The sequence below is a fragment of the Novosphingobium sp. SG707 genome (genome assembly GCF_012275515.1).
GTDB lineage: Bacteria > Pseudomonadota > Alphaproteobacteria > Sphingomonadales > Sphingomonadaceae > Novosphingobium.
In genome coordinates this window covers 631,259-649,110 of the sequence record NZ_JAAZQL010000003.1, presented here as the reverse complement: position 1 = coordinate 649,110, position 17,852 = coordinate 631,259, and the positions used below count along the sequence as shown (strand labels likewise).

At 65.1% G+C, this 17,852-nt stretch carries 13 protein-coding genes; 8 read left to right on the top strand and 5 right to left on the bottom strand.

Annotation, left to right across the window (positions count from 1 at the left end; translation table 11 throughout):
- Positions 1 to 10 precede the first annotated feature (10 nt).
- Positions 11 to 433, bottom strand: coding sequence for an alternative ribosome rescue aminoacyl-tRNA hydrolase ArfB (gene arfB / locus FHW92_RS11760; RefSeq protein ID WP_168603591.1), 423 nt, complete (start codon positions 431 to 433; stop codon positions 11 to 13).
- Positions 434 to 653: 220 nt separating this feature from the next.
- A complete protein-coding gene (locus FHW92_RS11755) occupies positions 654 to 965 on the bottom strand; it encodes a hypothetical protein (RefSeq protein WP_168603422.1) in 312 nt (103 codons plus the stop codon).
- Positions 966 to 1,131: 166 nt separating this feature from the next.
- Here FHW92_RS11755 and FHW92_RS11750 point away from each other — a divergent pair, with 166 nt between their 5' ends.
- The 8 genes from FHW92_RS11750 (at position 1,132) to FHW92_RS11715 (ending at position 12,035) form a co-directional block, all read left to right on the top strand.
- Positions 1,132 to 2,145: a metalloregulator ArsR/SmtB family transcription factor gene (locus FHW92_RS11750; protein WP_246870071.1), complete on the top strand. Its 1,014-nt coding sequence runs from the start codon at positions 1,132 to 1,134 to the stop codon at positions 2,143 to 2,145.
- A complete protein-coding gene (gene metF / locus FHW92_RS11745) occupies positions 2,142 to 3,089 on the top strand; it encodes a methylenetetrahydrofolate reductase [NAD(P)H] (RefSeq protein WP_168603421.1) in 948 nt (315 codons plus the stop codon). The genes FHW92_RS11750 and metF overlap by 4 nt, the downstream gene beginning before the upstream one ends.
- Positions 3,090 to 3,091: 2 nt before the next feature.
- Positions 3,092 to 4,150 (top strand): homocysteine S-methyltransferase family protein, encoded by a 1,059-nt coding sequence (locus FHW92_RS11740; protein WP_168603420.1) that lies wholly within the window; start codon positions 3,092 to 3,094, stop codon positions 4,148 to 4,150.
- Positions 4,151 to 4,165: 15 nt separating this feature from the next.
- On the top strand, positions 4,166 to 6,766 hold the full coding sequence (gene metH / locus FHW92_RS11735; RefSeq protein ID WP_168603419.1) for a methionine synthase: 2,601 nt from the start codon (positions 4,166 to 4,168) through the stop codon (positions 6,764 to 6,766).
- Positions 6,767 to 6,865: 99 nt separating this feature from the next.
- A complete protein-coding gene (locus FHW92_RS11730; RefSeq protein ID WP_168603418.1) occupies positions 6,866 to 8,077 on the top strand; it encodes a serine hydrolase in 1,212 nt (403 codons plus the stop codon).
- Positions 8,078 to 8,084: 7 nt separating this feature from the next.
- Complete coding sequence (gene recQ / locus FHW92_RS11725) at positions 8,085 to 9,866, top strand: DNA helicase RecQ (protein WP_349237675.1); 1,782 nt, start codon at positions 8,085 to 8,087, stop codon at positions 9,864 to 9,866.
- Positions 9,859 to 11,079, top strand: coding sequence for an ATP-dependent DNA helicase RecQ (locus FHW92_RS11720; protein ID WP_210428459.1), 1,221 nt, complete (start codon positions 9,859 to 9,861; stop codon positions 11,077 to 11,079). Before recQ ends, FHW92_RS11720 begins: the two co-directional genes overlap by 8 nt.
- An 11-nt stretch (positions 11,080 to 11,090) precedes the next feature.
- Positions 11,091 to 12,035 (top strand): right-handed parallel beta-helix repeat-containing protein, encoded by a 945-nt coding sequence (locus tag FHW92_RS11715; protein WP_168603415.1) that lies wholly within the window; start codon positions 11,091 to 11,093, stop codon positions 12,033 to 12,035.
- Here FHW92_RS11715 and FHW92_RS11710 read toward each other — a convergent pair.
- The 3 genes from FHW92_RS11710 to FHW92_RS11700 all read right to left on the bottom strand — a co-directional run bounded on the left by FHW92_RS11710 (position 12,032) and on the right by FHW92_RS11700 (position 17,754).
- Positions 12,032 to 13,357: a gluconate:H+ symporter gene (locus tag FHW92_RS11710; RefSeq protein ID WP_168603414.1), complete on the bottom strand. Its 1,326-nt coding sequence runs from the start codon at positions 13,355 to 13,357 to the stop codon at positions 12,032 to 12,034. The two genes, FHW92_RS11715 and FHW92_RS11710, sit on opposite strands and share 4 nt — an antisense overlap.
- Positions 13,358 to 13,377: 20 nt before the next feature.
- Positions 13,378 to 15,336 (bottom strand): glycoside hydrolase family 3 N-terminal domain-containing protein, encoded by a 1,959-nt coding sequence (locus tag FHW92_RS11705; RefSeq protein WP_168603413.1) that lies wholly within the window; start codon positions 15,334 to 15,336, stop codon positions 13,378 to 13,380.
- Between the two features lie 123 nt (positions 15,337 to 15,459).
- Positions 15,460 to 17,754, bottom strand: a complete 2,295-nt coding sequence (locus FHW92_RS11700) for a TonB-dependent receptor (protein WP_168603412.1) — start codon at positions 17,752 to 17,754, stop codon at positions 15,460 to 15,462.
- Between the last annotated feature and the right edge of the window lie 98 nt (positions 17,755 to 17,852).

Genomic DNA, 17,852 nt, shown 5'->3' with positions numbered 1-17,852 from the left:
TCAAAAGCTCTCATTCCTTCCACTTCCCCCGCCCCGCCTTCACCGAGGAACGGCGCGATTTCCCATCCATGCGCCGGGTTTGCGAGGCTTTGGTGGGCTTGGTGGCCTTGCGGGCCTTGGGGACGAAGGTGGCCTCGACGATCATGGCGATGAGGCGCGCGCGCACATCCTGCCGGTTGACCAATTGCGAGCGCGAGCCTTCAGAGCGCAGCACGATCACGCCCTCGGCGGTCATGCGCGATCCGGCGATGCGCGCGAGGCGGTATTTGACCGCATCGGGCAGCGAGGGCGAGGCCGCGACATCGAATTTGAGGATGACCGCGCTGTCTGTGGTGTTCACATGCTGTCCGCCCGGCCCGGAGGACCGGGTCGTGCTTTCGACGAGTTCGCTTTCATCGAGGCTGATCGAGCGGGTGACGGGAATGCGCGGCATGGAGACGTAATAGGCAACGGCGGGGCCCCCGTCCAGCACCGGGCATCCGCGGGCCGACACGTATAAAATTTCTTTTATACCATGATCATGGGATGCGGTGGGTCAGGGCCAACATTAACACTTGTTCAGCGACCCGATGGGCTGGTGGTTTTGCGATACCACGCCATCGAACTGGCCCGGACAAGGCATCCCCCTTGTCCGGGTCATTTTTTATCAAAAATCAGGGCTTCTTGGCGGGCGTCGGGGTCGGGCTGATGTCGGCGCCTGCGGCGGCGGCGGCGGCGGCCACATCGGCGGCGGCCTGGCCTGCGGCGGCGGCAACGCCCTCGGTGGTGGTGGGGGCGGTGGATGTGGCGGCGGCGGCCGAATCCGCCGCAGGCGCGGCATCAACCGGGGCCAGCGCCGATTCGGCGGGCATTTCCACGTTTTCCGGCGTCACCGCGTCGGCGGCCTTGTCCGAACTGCCGCAGGCGGCCACCGCCAGCGAGGCGACAACAGCAAAGGCAAGAGCGCGTTGGCGTTGCGAAATCATGGAAATCCTCACGTCATGGGGCTAAAAACTGGACCTATTAGGTAGGCCCGCGCGCCCAAAAGGCAAGCGCGAATGGCGGGCAGAGCGCCCTTTGCGCCCCAGCAAACATTCCTATCATGGTAGTGGTTGTAATCATATAAAGATATCTTTATATGCCACACCAGCCATGACACAGAACCTGCTCATCGACCCTCTTTTGCGCGCGCTGGCCGACCCCACGCGCCTGCGCATCATGCGCCTGCTGGCCGCGATGGAGCTGGCCGTGGGAGAGCTGGCGCAGGTCTTGGGGCAGAGCCAGCCGCGCGTGTCGCGCCATGTAAAGATCCTGTGCGATGCGGGCCTTGCCGAAAGGCGCAAGGAGGGCAGCTGGGTGTTCCTCAAGATCGCCCCCTTTGCCGCCGATGGCCCATCGAGTCGCCTGTCTTTGCGCGCCGCCAGCGCCCGCCTGCTGGCCGCCGCCGAGGATGAGGACGCAGATTTCGCCGCCCAATGCGCCGAGGACCGCCGCCGATTGGCCGCGATCCGCGCCGGGCGCGAGGCGGCTTCGGCCCAATATTTCGCCCGCCATGCCGAGGAATGGGATCAAATCCGTTCGCTACTCAGCCCCGATGAGCCGGTGGAGGAAGCGCTGGGCCGCCTGCTGCCTGCCTCGCTCGGCCAATTGCTGGATATCGGCACCGGCACCGGGCGGATGGCGCAATGTTTCGCGCCCCGCGCCGCCCATGTCACCGCGCTGGACAAGAGCCCCGACATGCTGCGCGTCGCGCGCACCCGGCTGCAGGATCTGCCCGCGGGCAAGGTCGATCTGGTGCAGGGCGATTTTGCCGCTCTCCCCTTTTCGGATGCCGCGTTTGACACGCTGCTGATGCATCAGGTGCTGCATTATGCGCAGGCGCCCGAGGCCGTGCTGGCCCAGGCCGCGCGCGTGGCCCGGCCCGGCGCATGTCTGGCCATCGTCGATCTGGCCGCCCATGCCCATGAGGAATTGCGTGAACGCCATGCCCATGCCCGCCTCGGCTTTTCCGACGAGCAGATGGCGCAATGGTTCGCCGCCGCAGGATTTTCCGCCGATGCGCCCCTCGCGCTGAACGGCGGGCAATTGACCGTCAAGATCTGGACCGGGCGCCGCCTGCCCGAAAACGCAGGCACCGCCCCAAGCAATGCAAAGGTTTCCGCATGAACGCCAGCTATGAAGCGCTGAACGAGGCCCGCAAGGCGCTGGACGCGCCGCTGTTTGCCGGGCTGCCGGGCGATATTCGCGTATCGTTCGAATTCTTTCCGCCCAAGAGCGATGCGATGATGGCGCAATTGTGGGAAGTGGTGGAAACGCTGGCCCCGCTCGATCCGGCCTTTGTCTCGGTCACCTATGGCGCGGGCGGCACCACGCGGGATCGCACCCATGGCACGGTGGCGCGCATCATTTCCGAGACCCGCCTGCCCGCCGCCGCGCATCTGACCTGTGTGGACGCCAGCAAGGCCGAGGTGAATGCCGTGGCCGAGGCATACTGGGAGGCGGGGGTTCGCCATATCGTCGCGCTGCGCGGGGATATGGGCCAGCCGGGCGCGCCTTTCGTGCCGCATCCGCAGGGGTATCAGAATGCCGCCGATCTGGTGGCGGGCTTGAAGCGCGTCGCTCCGTTTGAAATTTCGGTCGCGGCCTATCCGGAAAAGCACCCTGATTCGGCCGATGTCGATGCGGACATCGACAATCTGAAGCGCAAGCTGGACGCAGGCGCGACCCGCGCGATCAGCCAGTTCTTCTTCGAGCCGGAAACCTTCTTCCGGTTCCGCGACCGTCTGGCCGCAGCGGGCATCGACGCACCGGTGCTGCCGGGCATCCTGCCGGTGTCGAATTTCGCCCAGACGCGCAAATTTGCTGACGCTTGCGGGGCGGCGATCCCGGCGTGGATGGAGGGTCTGTTTGCCGGGCTCGACACCCATCCGCCCGCGCGCGCGCTGGTGGCGGCCACGATTGCCGCCGAATTCTGCCGCAAGCTCTATGCGGGCGGGGTGCGTGATTTCCACTTCTACACGCTCAACCGCGCCGAACTGTCCTATGCCATCTGCCATCTGCTAGGGGTTCGCCCCAACCCCGTCCGCACGGCCCAAGAAAAGGCTGCCTGATTATGACCCTCATTCCCTCTGCTGCGCGCAAGACCCTGCTTGAGCAGTCCGCGCAGCGCATCCTCATCACCGATGGCGCCTTTGGCACCGAGATCCAGAATTACGGCCTGTCCGAGGCCGATTATGCCGGTTCGCTGGGCCTGAGCCACGATCAGAAGGGCAACAATGACATTCTGGCGCTGACCAAGCCGGAGGTGCCCGAGGCGATCCACCGCGCCTATTTCGCCGCCGGGGCCGATATTGCCGAAACCAACACCTTTTCCGCCAACCGCATTTCGCAGGCCGATTATGGCGCGGAGCATCTGGTGCGCGAAATCAACGTGGAGAGCGCCAAGCTGGCCCGCCGCGTGGCCGATGAATTCACTGCAAAGGACGGGCGCCCTCGCTTCGTCGCGGGCGCCATCGGGCCGACGAACAAGACGCTCTCGCTCAGCCCCGACGTCAACGATCCCGGCTTCCGCGAGATCGACTGGGACCATCTGGTCGATGTCTATGCCGAGCAGGTCGAGGCGCTGGTTGAAGGGGGCGCGGATTTCATCCTGATCGAGACGGTGTTCGATACGCTCAACGCCAAGGCGGGCATCATGGCCGTGCGCCATGTCGAACAGAAGCTGGGTCGGGAAATCCCGATCATGCTGTCCATGACGCTGACCGACCTGTCGGGCCGCAATCTGTCGGGCCATACGGTCGAGGCTTTCTGGTGGGCGGTGCGCCATGCGCGGCCGGTCACCATTGGCCTCAACTGCTCTTTCGGCGCCACGCAATTGCGCCCGCATGTCAAGGCTTTGTCCGAAATCGCCGATACGCTGATCATGGTCTATCCCAATGCGGGCCTGCCCAATGAGCTGGGCGCCTATGACGAATTGCCCGAAACCACGGCGGGGCTGGTCAAGGAATGGGCCGATGCCGGACAGGTCAACATCCTTGGCGGATGCTGCGGTTCGACGCCTGCGCATATTGCCGCCATGGCGCGCGCGGTGGGCGGGCTGCCCTCGCGGCAATTGCCCGGCCTGACGCCGGTGACGCGCCTTGCCGGTCTTGAACCCTTTATCTTTGCCTGATCGCTGGAATTACTGATGACCACTCAAAGTTCGGCCCGTTTCGTCAATGTGGGCGAGCGCACCAATGTCACCGGCTCGGCGGCGTTCAAGAAGCTGATTCTGGCGGGCGATTACGCCAAGGCCATCGAGGTTGCGCGCCAGCAGGTCGATAACGGCGCGCAGATCATCGACGTCAACATGGACGAGGGCCTGCTCGACGCCCACGCGGCGATGACGACCTACTTGAAGCTGATCGCCTCGGAACCCGACATCGCCCGCGTGCCGATCATGATCGACAGTTCCAAATGGGACGTGATCGAGGCCGGGCTGAAATGCGTTTCGGGCAAGCCCATCGTCAATTCGATCAGCATGAAGGAGGGCGAGGAAGCTTTCCTCGCGCAGGCGCGCAAATGCATGGATTATGGCGCCGCCGTCGTGGTCATGGCCTTTGACGAAAAGGGCCAGGCCGACACGCGCGAGCGCAAGGTGGAAATCTGCTGCCGCGCCTACAAGCTGCTGACCGGCATGGGTTTCCCGGCCGAGGACATCATCTTCGACCCCAATGTCTTTGCCGTCGCCACCGGCATCGAAGAGCACGACCGCTATGCGCTCGACTTCATCGAGGCGTGCCGCGACATCAAGGCGGCCTGTCCGCATGTCCATATCAGCGGCGGCCTGTCGAACCTGTCCTTCAGCTTCCGCGGCAATGAGCCGGTGCGCCGGGCGATGCACTCGGTGTTCCTCTATCACGCCATTCCGGCGGGCATGGACATGGCCATCGTCAATGCCGGCCAGATCGACATCTATGACCAGATCGACCCGGCGCTGCGCGAGGCGGTCGAGGATGTGATCCTGATGCGTCCTGTCGAGGGCGAATTGACCGCCACCGAGCGGCTGATCGCTCTGGCCGAAAGTTTCAAGGGGCGCGACAAGGCGGCGGAAAAGGAGGCCGAGGAATGGCGCTCCTATGATGTGGTGAAGCGTCTCGAACATGCGCTGGTCAAGGGCATCGACGCCTATATCGTCGAGGATACCGAAGAGGCCCGTCTGCTGCACGCCCGCCCGATCGAGGTGATCGAGGGGCCGCTGATGGCGGGCATGAACCGCGTGGGCGATCTGTTCGGCTCGGGCCAGATGTTCCTGCCGCAGGTGGTGAAATCGGCGCGCGTGATGAAAAAGGCGGTCGCGCACCTCATCCCCTTCATCGAAGCGGCCAAGGAAGAAGGCGCCAAGGCCAAGGGCCGGATCATCATGGCCACGGTCAAGGGCGACGTCCACGACATCGGCAAGAACATCGTGGGCGTGGTCCTGCAATGCAACGGCTATGAGGTGATCGACCTTGGCGTGATGGTGCCGTGGAGCAGGATCATCGAGACGGCGCAGAAGGAAGAGGTCGACATCATCGGCCTGTCCGGCCTGATCACGCCTTCGCTCGACGAAATGGTGACCGTGGCCGAGGAAATGCAGCGCGCGGGGATGACGATTCCGCTGCTCATCGGCGGGGCGACCACCTCGAAGGTGCATACGGCGCTGCGCATTGACCCGGCCTATGACGGGCCGGTGGTGCATGTGCTGGACGCCAGCCGCGCGGTGGGCGTGGCCAGCCAATTGCTGTCGGATACGCAGGCCGAAGGGTTTATCGCGGCAACGGCCGATGAATATGAAGCGGTGCGCATCGCGCGCGCGGGCAAGGGCGGTTCGAAGCTGCTCTCCATCGCGGATGCTCGCGCCAATGCCTTCGTGATCGACCCCGCGCAAAAGGCCCCGGCCCCGTTGCAACCGGGCCTGCATTGCTATGACGACTGGAGCCTGACGGATCTGGCCGATTATATCGACTGGACGCCTTTCTTCCGCGCATGGGAACTGGCGGGCACCTATCCGGCGATTCTGGAGGACGAGATCGTCGGGGAATCGGCGCGCAGCCTTTATACCGATGCGCAGAAGATGCTGAAGCGGATCATCGAGGAAAAGTGGCTGACCGCGCGCGGCGTCTGCGCGTTCTGGCCTGCGCATCGCGAGGGCGATGATATTCTGCTGGAGAATGGAACCCGCCTGCCCATGCTGCGCCAGCAGTTCATCAAGAGCCGGGGCCGCGCCAATTTCTGCCTGTCCGACTTCATTGACACGACGGACGACTGGCTGGGCGGCTTTGCCGTGGGCATCCATGGGATCGAGCCGCATCTGGAACGCTTCAAGGCGGACCATGATGATTACAGCGACATTTTGCTCAAGGCGCTGGCCGACCGCTTTGCCGAGGCATTTGCCGAACGCATGCATGCCCATGTCCGCCGCGACCTCTGGGCCTATGCGCAGGGCGAGCAATTGACCAATGAGGCGCTGATCCGCGAGCAATATCGCGGCATCCGCCCCGCGCCCGGCTATCCGGCCTGCCCGGACCATACGCTCAAGCCGATCCTGTTCGATCTGCTCAAGGCGGGCGACAATGCCGGGCTGGTGCTGACCGAATCGCAGGCCATGCTGCCCACCGCAGCGGTCAGCGGCTTCTACTTCGCCCATCCCGAAAGCCAGTATTTCGGCGTGGCCACCATCGGCGAGGACCAGTTGGCCGATTATGCCGAGCGGCGCGGCCAGACCATCGAGGAAACCCGCCGCTGGTTGCGGCCCAATCTCGATTAAGGCGTTTTCCTGAGCGTGAGGTGATTTCCACCCGACGAGGCAACGCTTTAAGGCATCCGGCGTATTGACGGGGGAGAGCGCAGGGGCAAACCTTGCCCCATGCCGCTCTCCGCCCTTCTGCTCGCCGCCGCCCTGCCCGCCTCTCTTCCGGCAACGGTGGCCGTCCGCTTTGACCGGCGCCATGCCGTCGCGGTGCTTGAGGAAGGCGCCGCAGACCGCGCAACCGGGCGCCGCGCCACGGCCGCATCGCCGGTGCGCATCGCCTCGATTTCCAAACTGGTGGCCGCGCTGGGGGTGATGCGGCTGGTGGATTACGGGACGCTCGATCTTGACCGCGATGTGTCGGATTATCTGGGCTGGCCCCTGCGCAACCCGGCCTTTCCCGATACGCCGATCACGTTGCGCCTGCTGCTCTCCCACCGCTCCAGCCTGAGTGATGACGCCGGTTATGTCATCCCGCTTGGCGAGAGCCTGCGCCAGCGTGTGGCCGACCCGCGTGCTTGGGATCGCAACCATGCGCCCGGCAGCGATTGGTTCCATTACACCAATCTCAACTTTCCGGTCGTGGCCAGCGTCATGGAAAAGGTTACGGGCGAGCGCTTTGACCAGTTGATGCATCACCTTGTGCTGCGCCCGCTTGGGCTTTCCGCCTGCTATAACTGGTCGCCATGTTCGACGCAGGAAGCCGCCCGCGCGGCGGTGCTTTACCGCGCCAATGGCGAAGTGGCCAAGGATGACCTGCATGGCGCGTTGCCCGCATGCCCGGTCGAGGTGATGCCGGGGCGCGCATGCGATCTGGCCGCCTATCGCCCCGGTGAAAATGGCGCGCTGTTCTCGCCGCAGGGCGGGTTGCGGATCAGCATGATGGATCTGGCGCGGATCGGGCAGATGCTGGCGCGCGGCGGGCGCGGGTTTATCAGCGCCGAGGCTTTTGCCGAAATGACCCGTCCGCTTTGGCGCTTTGACGGCACCAACGGCCTGGGCGAGAACGGCGAGGGCGACGGGTTCTTCTGCGCCTATGGGCTGGCGGTGCAGACGCTGGCGCTGCACATGAAGGCCGGGGGCGGAGAGACACCGGGCGGCACCAGATGCCACGACGACCTGTTTGGCGACACAACCATGCGGATCGGCCATGCGGGCGACGCCTATGGGTTGAAATCGGGCCTCTGGGTTGACCCGGTGCGCGGGCAGGGGCTGGCCTTTTTCACCACCGCCGTGGCCGATGACGCGCCCAAGGGCCGCAGCGCATTTACCGCGCGCGAGGAAGAAGTGGTCGCGCGCGCTTCCGCTTCCCGTTCCGCTCTGCCATAGCGGGCGCGTGAACACCGCAACGCTCAATCCGCTCGATACGCTGCACCGCATCTTCGGCTTCTCCGCCTTTCGCGGGGTGCAGGAGGATGTGGTGGGCCGCATATTGGCGGGGCATTCAACCTTGGCGGTGATGCCCACGGGCGCAGGCAAATCACTGACCTATCAATTGCCTGCGGTGATGATGCCGGGCGTTTGCGTGGTGATTTCGCCGCTGATCGCGCTGATGCACGACCAGTTGCGGTCGGCAAGCGCCAATGGCATCCGCGCGGCCAGCCTGACCAGCGCCGACATGGATCGGGGCGCCACGATGGCCGCGCTGCGAGACGGCTCGCTCGACCTGCTCTATGTCGCGCCCGAACGCGCCAGCCAGCCGCATTTTCGGGAACTGCTCGAACAATCCCATATCGGCCTGTTCGCCATCGACGAGGCGCATTGCGTGTCGCAATGGGGCCATGATTTCCGGCCCGATTACCGGCTGCTGCGCCCGCTGATGGATGCCTTTCCCGATGTGCCTCGACTGGCGCTGACGGCCACGGCGGATGCGCATACGCGCGGCGATATTCTCGAACAATTGGGCATTTCCGAGGACGGACTGATCGTTTCGGGCTTTGACCGGCCCAACATCCAATACCGCATCGCCCCGCGCGACAATCCCCTCTCGCAGATCAAGGTGCTGATGGCGGAGGTTCCCGGCCCCGGCATCGTCTATGCCGGAACGCGCGCGGGCGTGGAAAAACTGGCCGAGCAACTGGGCGCGACCGGGCGGCGGGTTCTACCCTATCACGCGGGCCTGCCGCCCGAGATGCGCGCCGCCAATCAGGCCGCCTTTGTCGCCAGCGAAGACATGGTGATGGTGGCCACCATCGCCTTTGGCATGGGCATCGACAAGCCCGATGTGCGCTTTGTCGCCCATGCCGGTCTGCCCAAAAGCATCGAGGCCTATTATCAGGAAACCGGCCGCGCGGGGCGCGACGGCGATCCTTCGGTGGCGCTGATGCTGTGGGGGGCCGAGGATTTCGTCCGCGCCCGCCAGCGCATCGCAGAGGTCGAGCCTGAGCGCCAGTCGGGCGAACGGACGCGGCTGGACAGCATGGCCGCGCTGGTGGAAACGGCGGGCTGTCGCCGCGCCCTGCTGCGCCGCCATTTCGGCGAGGATGCGCCCCAGCATTGCGGCAATTGCGACAATTGCCTCAACCCGCCCAAGGTGATCGAGGTGACGGAGCTGGCGCGCAAATTGCTCTCGGCCATCTATCGCACCGGACAGAGGTTTGGACTGGGCTATGTCTCCAATGTCCTGACCGGGGCGGCCGACGAACTGATCGCCAAGCGCGGCCATGACACGCTCTCGGTCCATGGCATCGTTTCGGGCGAGGAAGCCGCGCTGCTCCGCCCGCTTGCCCGCGCTTTGCAGGCGCGCGGGTGTCTGGAGGCAACCGAGCATGGCGGATTGCAACTGGCGGGCGAGGCTCGCGCCATCCTGAAGGGCGAGATGGCATTTGCCATGGCCCAGCCCCCGGCGCGCACGCGTTCCAGCAGTCGCCGCGACCGGGGCAGCACCCCCAATCCCAGCGGCGATCCGCTGTTCGAGGCGCTGCGCGCCCTCCGCCGCGATCTGGCGGCCGAGGGCAAGGTGCCGCCCTATGTGATCTTCAACGACGCTACCCTGCGCCAGATGGCCGCCGACCGTCCCGGATCGATGCAGGAAATGGCGCAGATTTCGGGCGTGGGCGCGCGTAAGCTCGATGCCTTTGGCGAGGCTTTCCTGCGCGTCATCCGTGACTATGGATGAGCTGACGGCCGCGCTGCGCGAGCATTTCGGCCATGACGACTTCCGCCCTACCCAGCGCGCCATCATCGAGCGGATCATGGCGGGCGGGCATACGCTGGCCGTCATGCCTACGGGCGGCGGCAAGTCGCTGACCTATCAATTGCCCGCGCTGCTGCTGCCCGGCACGGCGATCATCATCAGCCCGCTGATCGCGCTGATGCAGGACCAGATGCGCGCGGCCAAGGCCCACGGATTGCGCGCCGCCACCTTGACCAGCGCCGACGAGGATCAGACCCGCACCATCGACCTGCTGAAACGCGGCGCGCTCGACCTGCTCTATGTCGCCCCCGAAAGGGCCGCGCGTGAGGATTTCGCCGCGCTGCTGGCCGATATCCCCATCGCCCTGTTCGCCGTGGACGAGGCGCATTGCGTATCGGAATGGGGCCATGATTTCCGCCCCGATTATCGCGCCCTGCTGCCCCTGCTCGACGCCCATCCCTCCCCGCGCCTGTGCCTGACCGCGACGGCCGACGCCCACACCACCGCCGACATCACCGAACATTTCGTGATTCCCCCTGAGGGCCGGATCATCGGCGGCTATGACCGGCCCAACATCCACTACCGCGTCCTGCGTCGGGGCGACACGTTGGCCCAACTCCGCAAGGTGCTGGCGGACAACCCCGGCCCCGGCATCATCTATGCCCGCACCCGCGCCGAAGTGGAAAAGACCGCCGAGGCGCTTTCCGGCACCGGCCGCCGCGTGCTGCCCTATCACGCCGGGATGCGCGCCGAACAACGCCGTGCCCATCAGCAGCGCTTCTTCGACAGCTCCAGCGCGGTGATGGTGGCCACGATCGCCTTCGGCATGGGGGTGGACAAGCCGGATGTGCGCTTCATCGTCCACCTCTCGCCGCCGCTCTCGGTCGAGGCCTATTATCAGGAAACGGGTCGGGCGGGGCGCGATGGGGCGCCTGCGCTGGCGCTACTGCTGTGGAGCGCCAAGGATCTGAAAGGCGGGCTCCACCGCGCCATCGCCGGCGGGAATGAACGCGGGCAGGAAGCGCGATGGCGGGCCATGGAGCGGTTGATCCGCACTCGGGGCTGCCGCCGCGCGGTTTTGCTGCGCCATTTCGGGGGCAATCCGCCGATGACCTGCGGCAACTGCGACCGCTGCACGCGCTGGCCTGTGCGGATGGTGCGCGCCGTTGGGCGGATTTTAACGCGCGCCCGTTAAAGCCGGGGGCCATGAAGCGCCCCCTCCTCCTGCTCGCCGCGCTGGCCGCGCCCGCCCTCGCCCATGCTCAGGCTGCCTATCAGCAGACCAGCCCCTATACGGTGGTCGAGACGGGGCAGAAGTTCAACCGGCTGCAGGACGCGCTTTTCGCGATTGGCGACAAGACCGGCACGATCCGCATCGACGCTGGCCGCTGGCGCGATTGCGCGGCGCAGATCGCGGGCGATGTCAAATTCGTCGCCGCCGTGCCGGGCAAGACGATCTTCGACGGGCGCCTGTGCGAGGACAAGGCGGCGCTGGTGCTGCGCGGGCGCTCCTCGCGGGTGGAAGGGCTGATCTTTGCCAATATGCGCCATCAGGACGGCAATGGCTCGGGCATCCGCCTCGAGCATGGCAATCTCTCGGTCACGCAAAGCTGGTTCAAGGACAGCGACGAGGGCATTCTGGCCAACAATGACCCGCGCGGGACGATTGCCATCGACCATTCGACCTTCACCCATCTGGGGCGCTGCGACCGGGGGCTGTCCTGTGCGCATTCGGTCTATCTGAATTTCTACGACCGCGTGACCATCACCAATTCGCGCTTCGAAATGGGCGATGGCGGCCATTACATCAAGGCGCGCGCCCGCGTGGTCGACATCCGCGACAATGTGATCGACGATACCGGCGGGCGCAATTCGAACTATCTGATCGACCTGCCCGCGGGCAGCACCGGGCGGATTTCGGGCAATTGGATGGTGCAGGGTACGCGCAAGGAGAACCCCGGCACGATCATCGCCCTCTCCGCCGAAAGCCGCGATCACCCCACCGACGGGTTGGTGATCGAGGGCAACACGGTAAAAATGGCGCCGGGCGCGCCGCGCGGCCCTGCCTTTGTGCGCGACTGGTCGGGCGGGCGGATCGTGATCGGGGCGAATCAGATTGATCCGGGCGTGGTGCGTTTCGCGCGCCCTTAAACCACCTGCGCCAGCAGCAGCACGCAGCCCAGCCCCACCACCGAGATCGCGCTTTCCAGCATCGACCATGTGCGGAACGTGTCGCGCGTGCTCGTGCCCAGATAGGCTTTGACCAGCCAGAAGCCCGGATCATTGACGTGGGAGAAGAACACCGATCCCGCACCAATGGCCATCACGATCAGGCTGGGGTCGATCTGATGCCCGCCCACCACGCCCGCCATAATGGCCGAGGCGGTGATCGTGGCCACTGTGGCCGAACCCGTCGCCACGCGGATCGCGGCGGCCACCAGCCATGCCATCACCACCGGTCCGACGAAATTAGCCTGCGCCAACCGGGCGAACAGCGCGGGCAGGCCGATATCGACCAGCACTTGTTTCAGCGCCCCGCCCGCGCCGATGCCCAGCAGAATGCCGCCCGCAGGCAGCATCGCCTCGCGCCAGATCATGTCCTGAAGGGTGCGATCCGCCATACGCGGCCCCAGCAGCAGCGCCAGCCCCGCCCCATTGGCGATCAGCAGCGCCACCACCGGATCGGACACCAGCGCAATGGCGGGCGGCAATTCGCCCCCGCCCATCCGCATCAAGGCCCCCGCCGCGATCAGCCCCACCGGCAGCAGCAGCACGATCAGCGCCCGCCATGCCGGTGTTGCCAGTCCCTCATCCGGCTCGATCAGCGGCAGATTTTCCGTGACCACCCCTCGTGTGGTGATCCGCGCCAGCAATGGCCCGGCGATCAGCGCAGTGGGAATGGCCGCAATCAGACCCAGCAGCATCGTGCGCGCCGGGTCCGCGCCCAATTCGCGCACCGCGATCAATGGCCCCGGATGCGGCGGCATCAGCGCGTGCAGCACCGACAGGCCCGCTAGCGTGGAGAGCATTACCCGCAGGCGCAGGCCGCCCGATTGGGCGCGGTCGGCCATGCCCGCCGCGATGATGGGCAGGAGCAACACCGTGCCCGTTTCGAAAAACAGCGGCATGCCGATCAGCAGCGCCGCCGCCAGCCCGCCCAGCGTGGCATAACGATCCCCGGTGCGGTCGAGCACCGCCTTGGCCAACGCGCGCGCGCCGCCCGAAATCTGCAGCATCGCGCCAAGGCCCAGCCCCAGCGCCACCACCATGCCGGTGCCGCGCAGGATGTCGCCAAAGCCCTTCTCGATGGTCTGGGCCAATTTGTCGGGCGGCAATTGCGCGGCAAGGCCCGTGACCAAAGCCCCGGTCAGCAGGCCCAGAAACGGATGCAGCCCCAGCCGGGCGATCAGCAGGATCGCCAGAGCGATCCCGCCGATGCTGATGCCCAGCAGCCGGATGTCAGCCGCCAGCATGGATCACAGGCCCGCCAACATCAAAGGCCAAAGCCGTGCTTGAACAGCGGCTTTTCGCTGTCATTGGGCACGGCCGGGTCCTGCTTTTCCACCGCCGCCATGCTGGAGGGCAGTTCGAAGGGCAGATGCCCCTTGGCCTTGGCCTTACCCAGCACGATGTCGAGCACGGCCTCATCGCTGGCGCCGAAATTGGCCAGCACCGCATCGGCCTTGTCCACCACATTGATCAGGATCGCGGGGCGGTCGAGGAAGATCGCGAAGACCGTGGGCTTGCCCGCCGCCTTGGCCGCCTTCAGCGCGTCATAGGCGGCATCGCCGTCGCGGAAATCCAGGCGGCCTTCCTTCTGGCGGCTGCCGAAGAAATGGTTGGGGTGGAGCATTTCGGACGGGCTTTCGGCGCGCACCACGGCGAAATCGGCCTGCGCCGGATCGCTCACTACGGTCAGGCCGGCCGCCTGCGCGGCCTTGGGCTCAACGCCGAACAGCCAGACCTTCTTGCCTTTCGCCGCCACCGGCAGCAGGCCCTTGTTGGTCAGCAAAACCTGCGCCTCGCGCTGAGTCTGGGCGGCAAGGGCATGGTTGGCCGGATTGGCGATCATGCGCGCAGCCGCCGCCGGATCGACATAGGGATTGTCGAAAAGCCCCTGCTCGAACTTGGCCAGCAGAATGCGGCGCACCGATTCATCGACGCGCGCGGGCGTGATCAGCCCATCCTTGATCGCCGAAAGCAGCGGGGCAACATCCTGCGTGCCGCCGAACTGGTCGATGCCCGCCTTAATGCCCAAGGCATAGCGCTGCTCGACGGTCAGGTCATTGACGCCCCAGTCGGTGGAGATGTCCTGCGGGCGCTGGGGGGCGTCCTTGGTGGGGTTGCTGCAACGCTCGTTGCAATCGACCGTGATCGCCCAGTCGGACAGGATGATGCCCTTATAGCCCAGCTTGCCGCGCAGCAGATCGGTGAGGAGGACCTTGCTGTAACCGGCGCCATAGGGCTCCAGATCCTTGCCCAGCGGCTTGGGGCCGGAAATGATCGGATAGGTCGGCATGATGCCCGCCGAGCCCGCCGCCAGCGCGCCCTTGAAGGCGGCAATATGCATGTCGAGCTGGGCAGTGGTCAGCTTGGCGATGCGGCCATAGTAATTGTGGCTGTCAAACCCTTCGGGCAATGCGCCATAGCCGACCCAGTGCTTGACCACGGTCATCACGCCATTGCGGGCCAGCCCGCCCGGGGCGCCCTGAAAGCCCTGCACATAGGCCCCGCCCAGCACGCTGGCGAGTTGCGGATCGGCGCCGAACGTGCCGGTGATGCGCGCCCAGCGCGGCTCGCTGGCCAGATCGACCTGCGGGCTCAGCGCCTCCTGAATGCCGACGGCGCGATATTCCATGCGGGCAATTTCGGCAAAGCGCTTCACACGCGCCGCATCGCCCAGCGCGCCAAGGCCCAGCAGTTCGGGCCATTGCGTCACGCCGGTCGCACTCTCGCCCGCGCCCAGCACATGGTGGAAATGGTTGCGCGGATCGGCGCTGATGGTGACGGGAATGCCAAGGCGTGTGCTCTCGGCCAGCGCCTGCACCGCGTTCGATTGCTCCGCCATCGCGGCAGGAGCCAGCGGCAGGCGGGTGATGAAACTGGAAATATGCTTGTCGCGCAGCATGGGCGCGGCCGCTTCAAGGTCATAGCCCTTGTTCGACTGGCCGATCGCGCCGCCAAGGCCCGGCAGCGTGCCATGCAGCATCTGGCCCGCCTTTTCCTCGATGCTCATGCGGGCCAGCAGATCGGCGGCGCGCACGGCAGGCGACAGGCGCCAGTCCTCATAGGGGGTCAGCTTGCCATCGCCGTCGAGGTCGCGGAAACGCAGGCCCTTGATGGTGATGATCGCCTTGCCGCGGCTTTCCACCACGGGCTGTTTGGGGGCGGCGCGCTTGGGCGCGGCGGCATGAACCGCAAGAGGGGCAGCAAGCGCAAGGAGAGATGACATCACAACGGTTTTGCGCAGCATAAGACATTCTCTCCCGGATCGAGCCATCAAAGGGGCGTCAGACATAAAGGTGGCCGAACCGCCCAAAGGGCAGCCCGGCCACAGGTCAGGGTTGGTTTACTATCAGAACTTGAAGCCGGCGCGAACGCCGTACATCAGAGGATCCGAAACCTGGAGCGTACCGTTCACGCCCGCGCCAACGGCGGTGACGAGCAGGTTGTTTTCCAGATTCTTGCCGTAGGCCTGCACGTAATAGACCTTGTTCGGCGAGTTATAGGTCACGTTGACTTCGGTCTGCGTATAGGAGGGCTGAACGAAGCGGCTGTAGATCGAGAGCGCCAGCATGTTGTAGCTCGACGAATACTTCGAACGCACACCGGCAATGATTTCGGCGCCATTGGCCAACGGCACCGTGTGGGTATAGCCCACCGTCAGCGTGGTGGTGGGCGAACGGTCCAGACGGGTGTTGGCCAGGTTCAGCGTCGGATAGGTCGCGGCATTGGGATAGAAAGTGCCGTAACGCGCGTCGAGCAGCGAGAGCTGAACGTCGAGCTTGCCGTTCTTGACGATGTTATAAGCAGCTTCAGCTTCGATACCATCCACCTTGGCCGAAGCGGCGTTGGTGGTCTGGGTGCACTGGGTGCCGCCGGCGCAGAACGGACCGACCTGGGTCAGCTGCAGGTTGTTGTAGTTATAGTGGAAGGCCGAGAAGTTCAGACGCAGCTTGTTGTCGAGCAGACGGGCCTTGGCGCCGATTTCATAGGCGGTCAGCGTTTCGGGCTGATAGTACAGCGTGCTGGCGGGCAGCGTGCAGCCCACAGCGGTGCCGGCTTCGCAACCGTCGTTGAAACCGCCGGCCTTGTAGCCGGTCGAGATCGTGCCGAACAGCATCGTGGCCGCGTTCAGGTTGTAATCGACGCCGACCTTCCAGGTGGCCTTTTCATACGAACGCTTGGCAATGTTCGGGGTGACGATGTCGCCCGGGTTGTTGCAGGCGACGGTATAGGCGCACTGGACAGTGGCGCCGGTACGGGCCTTTTCATCCTTGGTGTAGCGACCGCCGGCCGTGAAGTGCAGCTTTTCGCTGGGCGAATAGGTCACCTGGCCGAAACCGGCCACCGACGAGGACATCACATAGTGCTGCGGGAAGGCGAAGACATAGCCGACATCCGAAGGCGCATAACGCAGGCCGGTGGCCCCGTTGGTGCGGTCATAGATAGCCAGCTGGATGTCGGCGCGTTCCTTGAAGTAGTACACACCGGCCTGAGCGCGGAACGGACCCGTGCCATTGGTCGACAGGCGCAGTTCCTGGCTGTTCTGCCAGTACCAGCCGTCGAACTTGTTGGGAGCCAGACCGCCCACGTTGACCGCGCTGGCCGGGCCGTAATAGCTGTAGTTGCCTTCGTGGCGCTTGAATTCGCGATACGAACCCAGATAGTTCAGCGTCACCGCGCCGAAGTCATACTTGAAGTCCACATCAAGGCCATAGGTGGCGTTGTTGCGGCGCAGGTTGTCGGCCCAACGCGACGCCTGCGGCAGACCATCGGCGGTCGGCGCGTTCAGCGTCAGAAGCTGGGCGTTCGACTTGCCGTTGGCGGTATAGACCGGCATCACCGTGTTGGTGGCGTAGCCCGAATAGAAGTTGCTGGTGGGCAGCGCGTTCGAGCTGATGCCCTTCATCTGGTTATAGTCGCCGCGAACCAGCAGTTCACCGTGGTCAAACTTGAGCAGCGCCTGCAGACGGCCCGAGAACACGTCCTTGAACGGCGAGAGGTTCAGGCCCGACAGGTTGTTGCCCGCCTTGAGGAAGCTGTCGCGGTGGTCATAGTTGACCGCAGCGCGGACCGCCAGATTGTCGGTCACGGGCACGTTGATCGCGCCGCCGGCCTGGGTGTTGTTGTAATTGCCATAGGCAATGTTCACGTCGCCCTTCACCTTGTCGAAGGTGGGGCGGTTGGTGATCAGGTTGACCGCACCGGCCGTGGTGTTGCGGCCATAGAGCGTGCCCTGGGGACCGCGCAGAACTTCGACGCGGCTGATGTCGTAGAAGCTGGTTTCCTGGGCCTGCTGACGGGCGATATAGACGCCGTCCATCATGAAGGCGGCCGAGGGATCGCCCTTTTCGGTGCCGTCCGAGCTGGTCACGCCGCGAATGGTGATCTGCAGACCGTTGTTGCGGTTGATCATCACGCTGGGGACCTGATCGCCCAGGTTGGTCGGGTTGGTGATGCCCGCGGTGCGCAGCGCATCGCCCGAAACGGCGGTCAGCGCGATCGGGGTCTTGGAGGCCAGCGTTTCAAAACGCGTGGCGGTCACGATGATGTCGCCGTCGGGGCTGACTTTGGTTTCCTGCGCCATGGCGGGGCCGGCAATCGCCAGCGCGAGCATGGATGCTCCGAGAATACGAGTGAACTTCATATTGCCTATCCCTCTCCTGTTTAAGCAATTCAAATTGCCGCCTCGGCGCGGCGGATGCAGCGTCGAGACAGGCGGCCATCGGTTGAAAACGTTATCAA

What these genes read in the sequence shown, in the direction of transcription:
- FHW92_RS11720 (WP_210428459.1), top strand. Translation starts at nt 9,859, where the DNA reads ATGGATGAGCTGACGGCCGCGCTGCGCGAGCATTTCGGCCATGACGAC.
- FHW92_RS11710 (WP_168603414.1), bottom strand. Translation starts at nt 13,357, where the DNA reads ATGCTGGCGGCTGACATCCGGCTGCTGGGCATCAGCATCGGCGGGATC.
- FHW92_RS11750 (WP_246870071.1), top strand. Translation starts at nt 1,132, where the DNA reads ATGACACAGAACCTGCTCATCGACCCTCTTTTGCGCGCGCTGGCCGAC.
- FHW92_RS11740 (WP_168603420.1), top strand. Translation starts at nt 3,092, where the DNA reads ATGACCCTCATTCCCTCTGCTGCGCGCAAGACCCTGCTTGAGCAGTCC.
- metF (WP_168603421.1), top strand. Translation starts at nt 2,142, where the DNA reads ATGAACGCCAGCTATGAAGCGCTGAACGAGGCCCGCAAGGCGCTGGAC.
- FHW92_RS11705 (WP_168603413.1), bottom strand. Translation starts at nt 15,336, where the DNA reads ATGTCATCTCTCCTTGCGCTTGCTGCCCCTCTTGCGGTTCATGCCGCC.
- FHW92_RS11755 (WP_168603422.1), bottom strand. Translation starts at nt 965, where the DNA reads ATGATTTCGCAACGCCAACGCGCTCTTGCCTTTGCTGTTGTCGCCTCG.
- arfB (WP_168603591.1), bottom strand. Translation starts at nt 433, where the DNA reads ATGCCGCGCATTCCCGTCACCCGCTCGATCAGCCTCGATGAAAGCGAA.
- FHW92_RS11715 (WP_168603415.1), top strand. Translation starts at nt 11,091, where the DNA reads ATGAAGCGCCCCCTCCTCCTGCTCGCCGCGCTGGCCGCGCCCGCCCTC.
- FHW92_RS11730 (WP_168603418.1), top strand. Translation starts at nt 6,866, where the DNA reads ATGCCGCTCTCCGCCCTTCTGCTCGCCGCCGCCCTGCCCGCCTCTCTT.
- metH (WP_168603419.1), top strand. Translation starts at nt 4,166, where the DNA reads ATGACCACTCAAAGTTCGGCCCGTTTCGTCAATGTGGGCGAGCGCACC.
- FHW92_RS11700 (WP_168603412.1), bottom strand. Translation starts at nt 17,754, where the DNA reads ATGAAGTTCACTCGTATTCTCGGAGCATCCATGCTCGCGCTGGCGATT.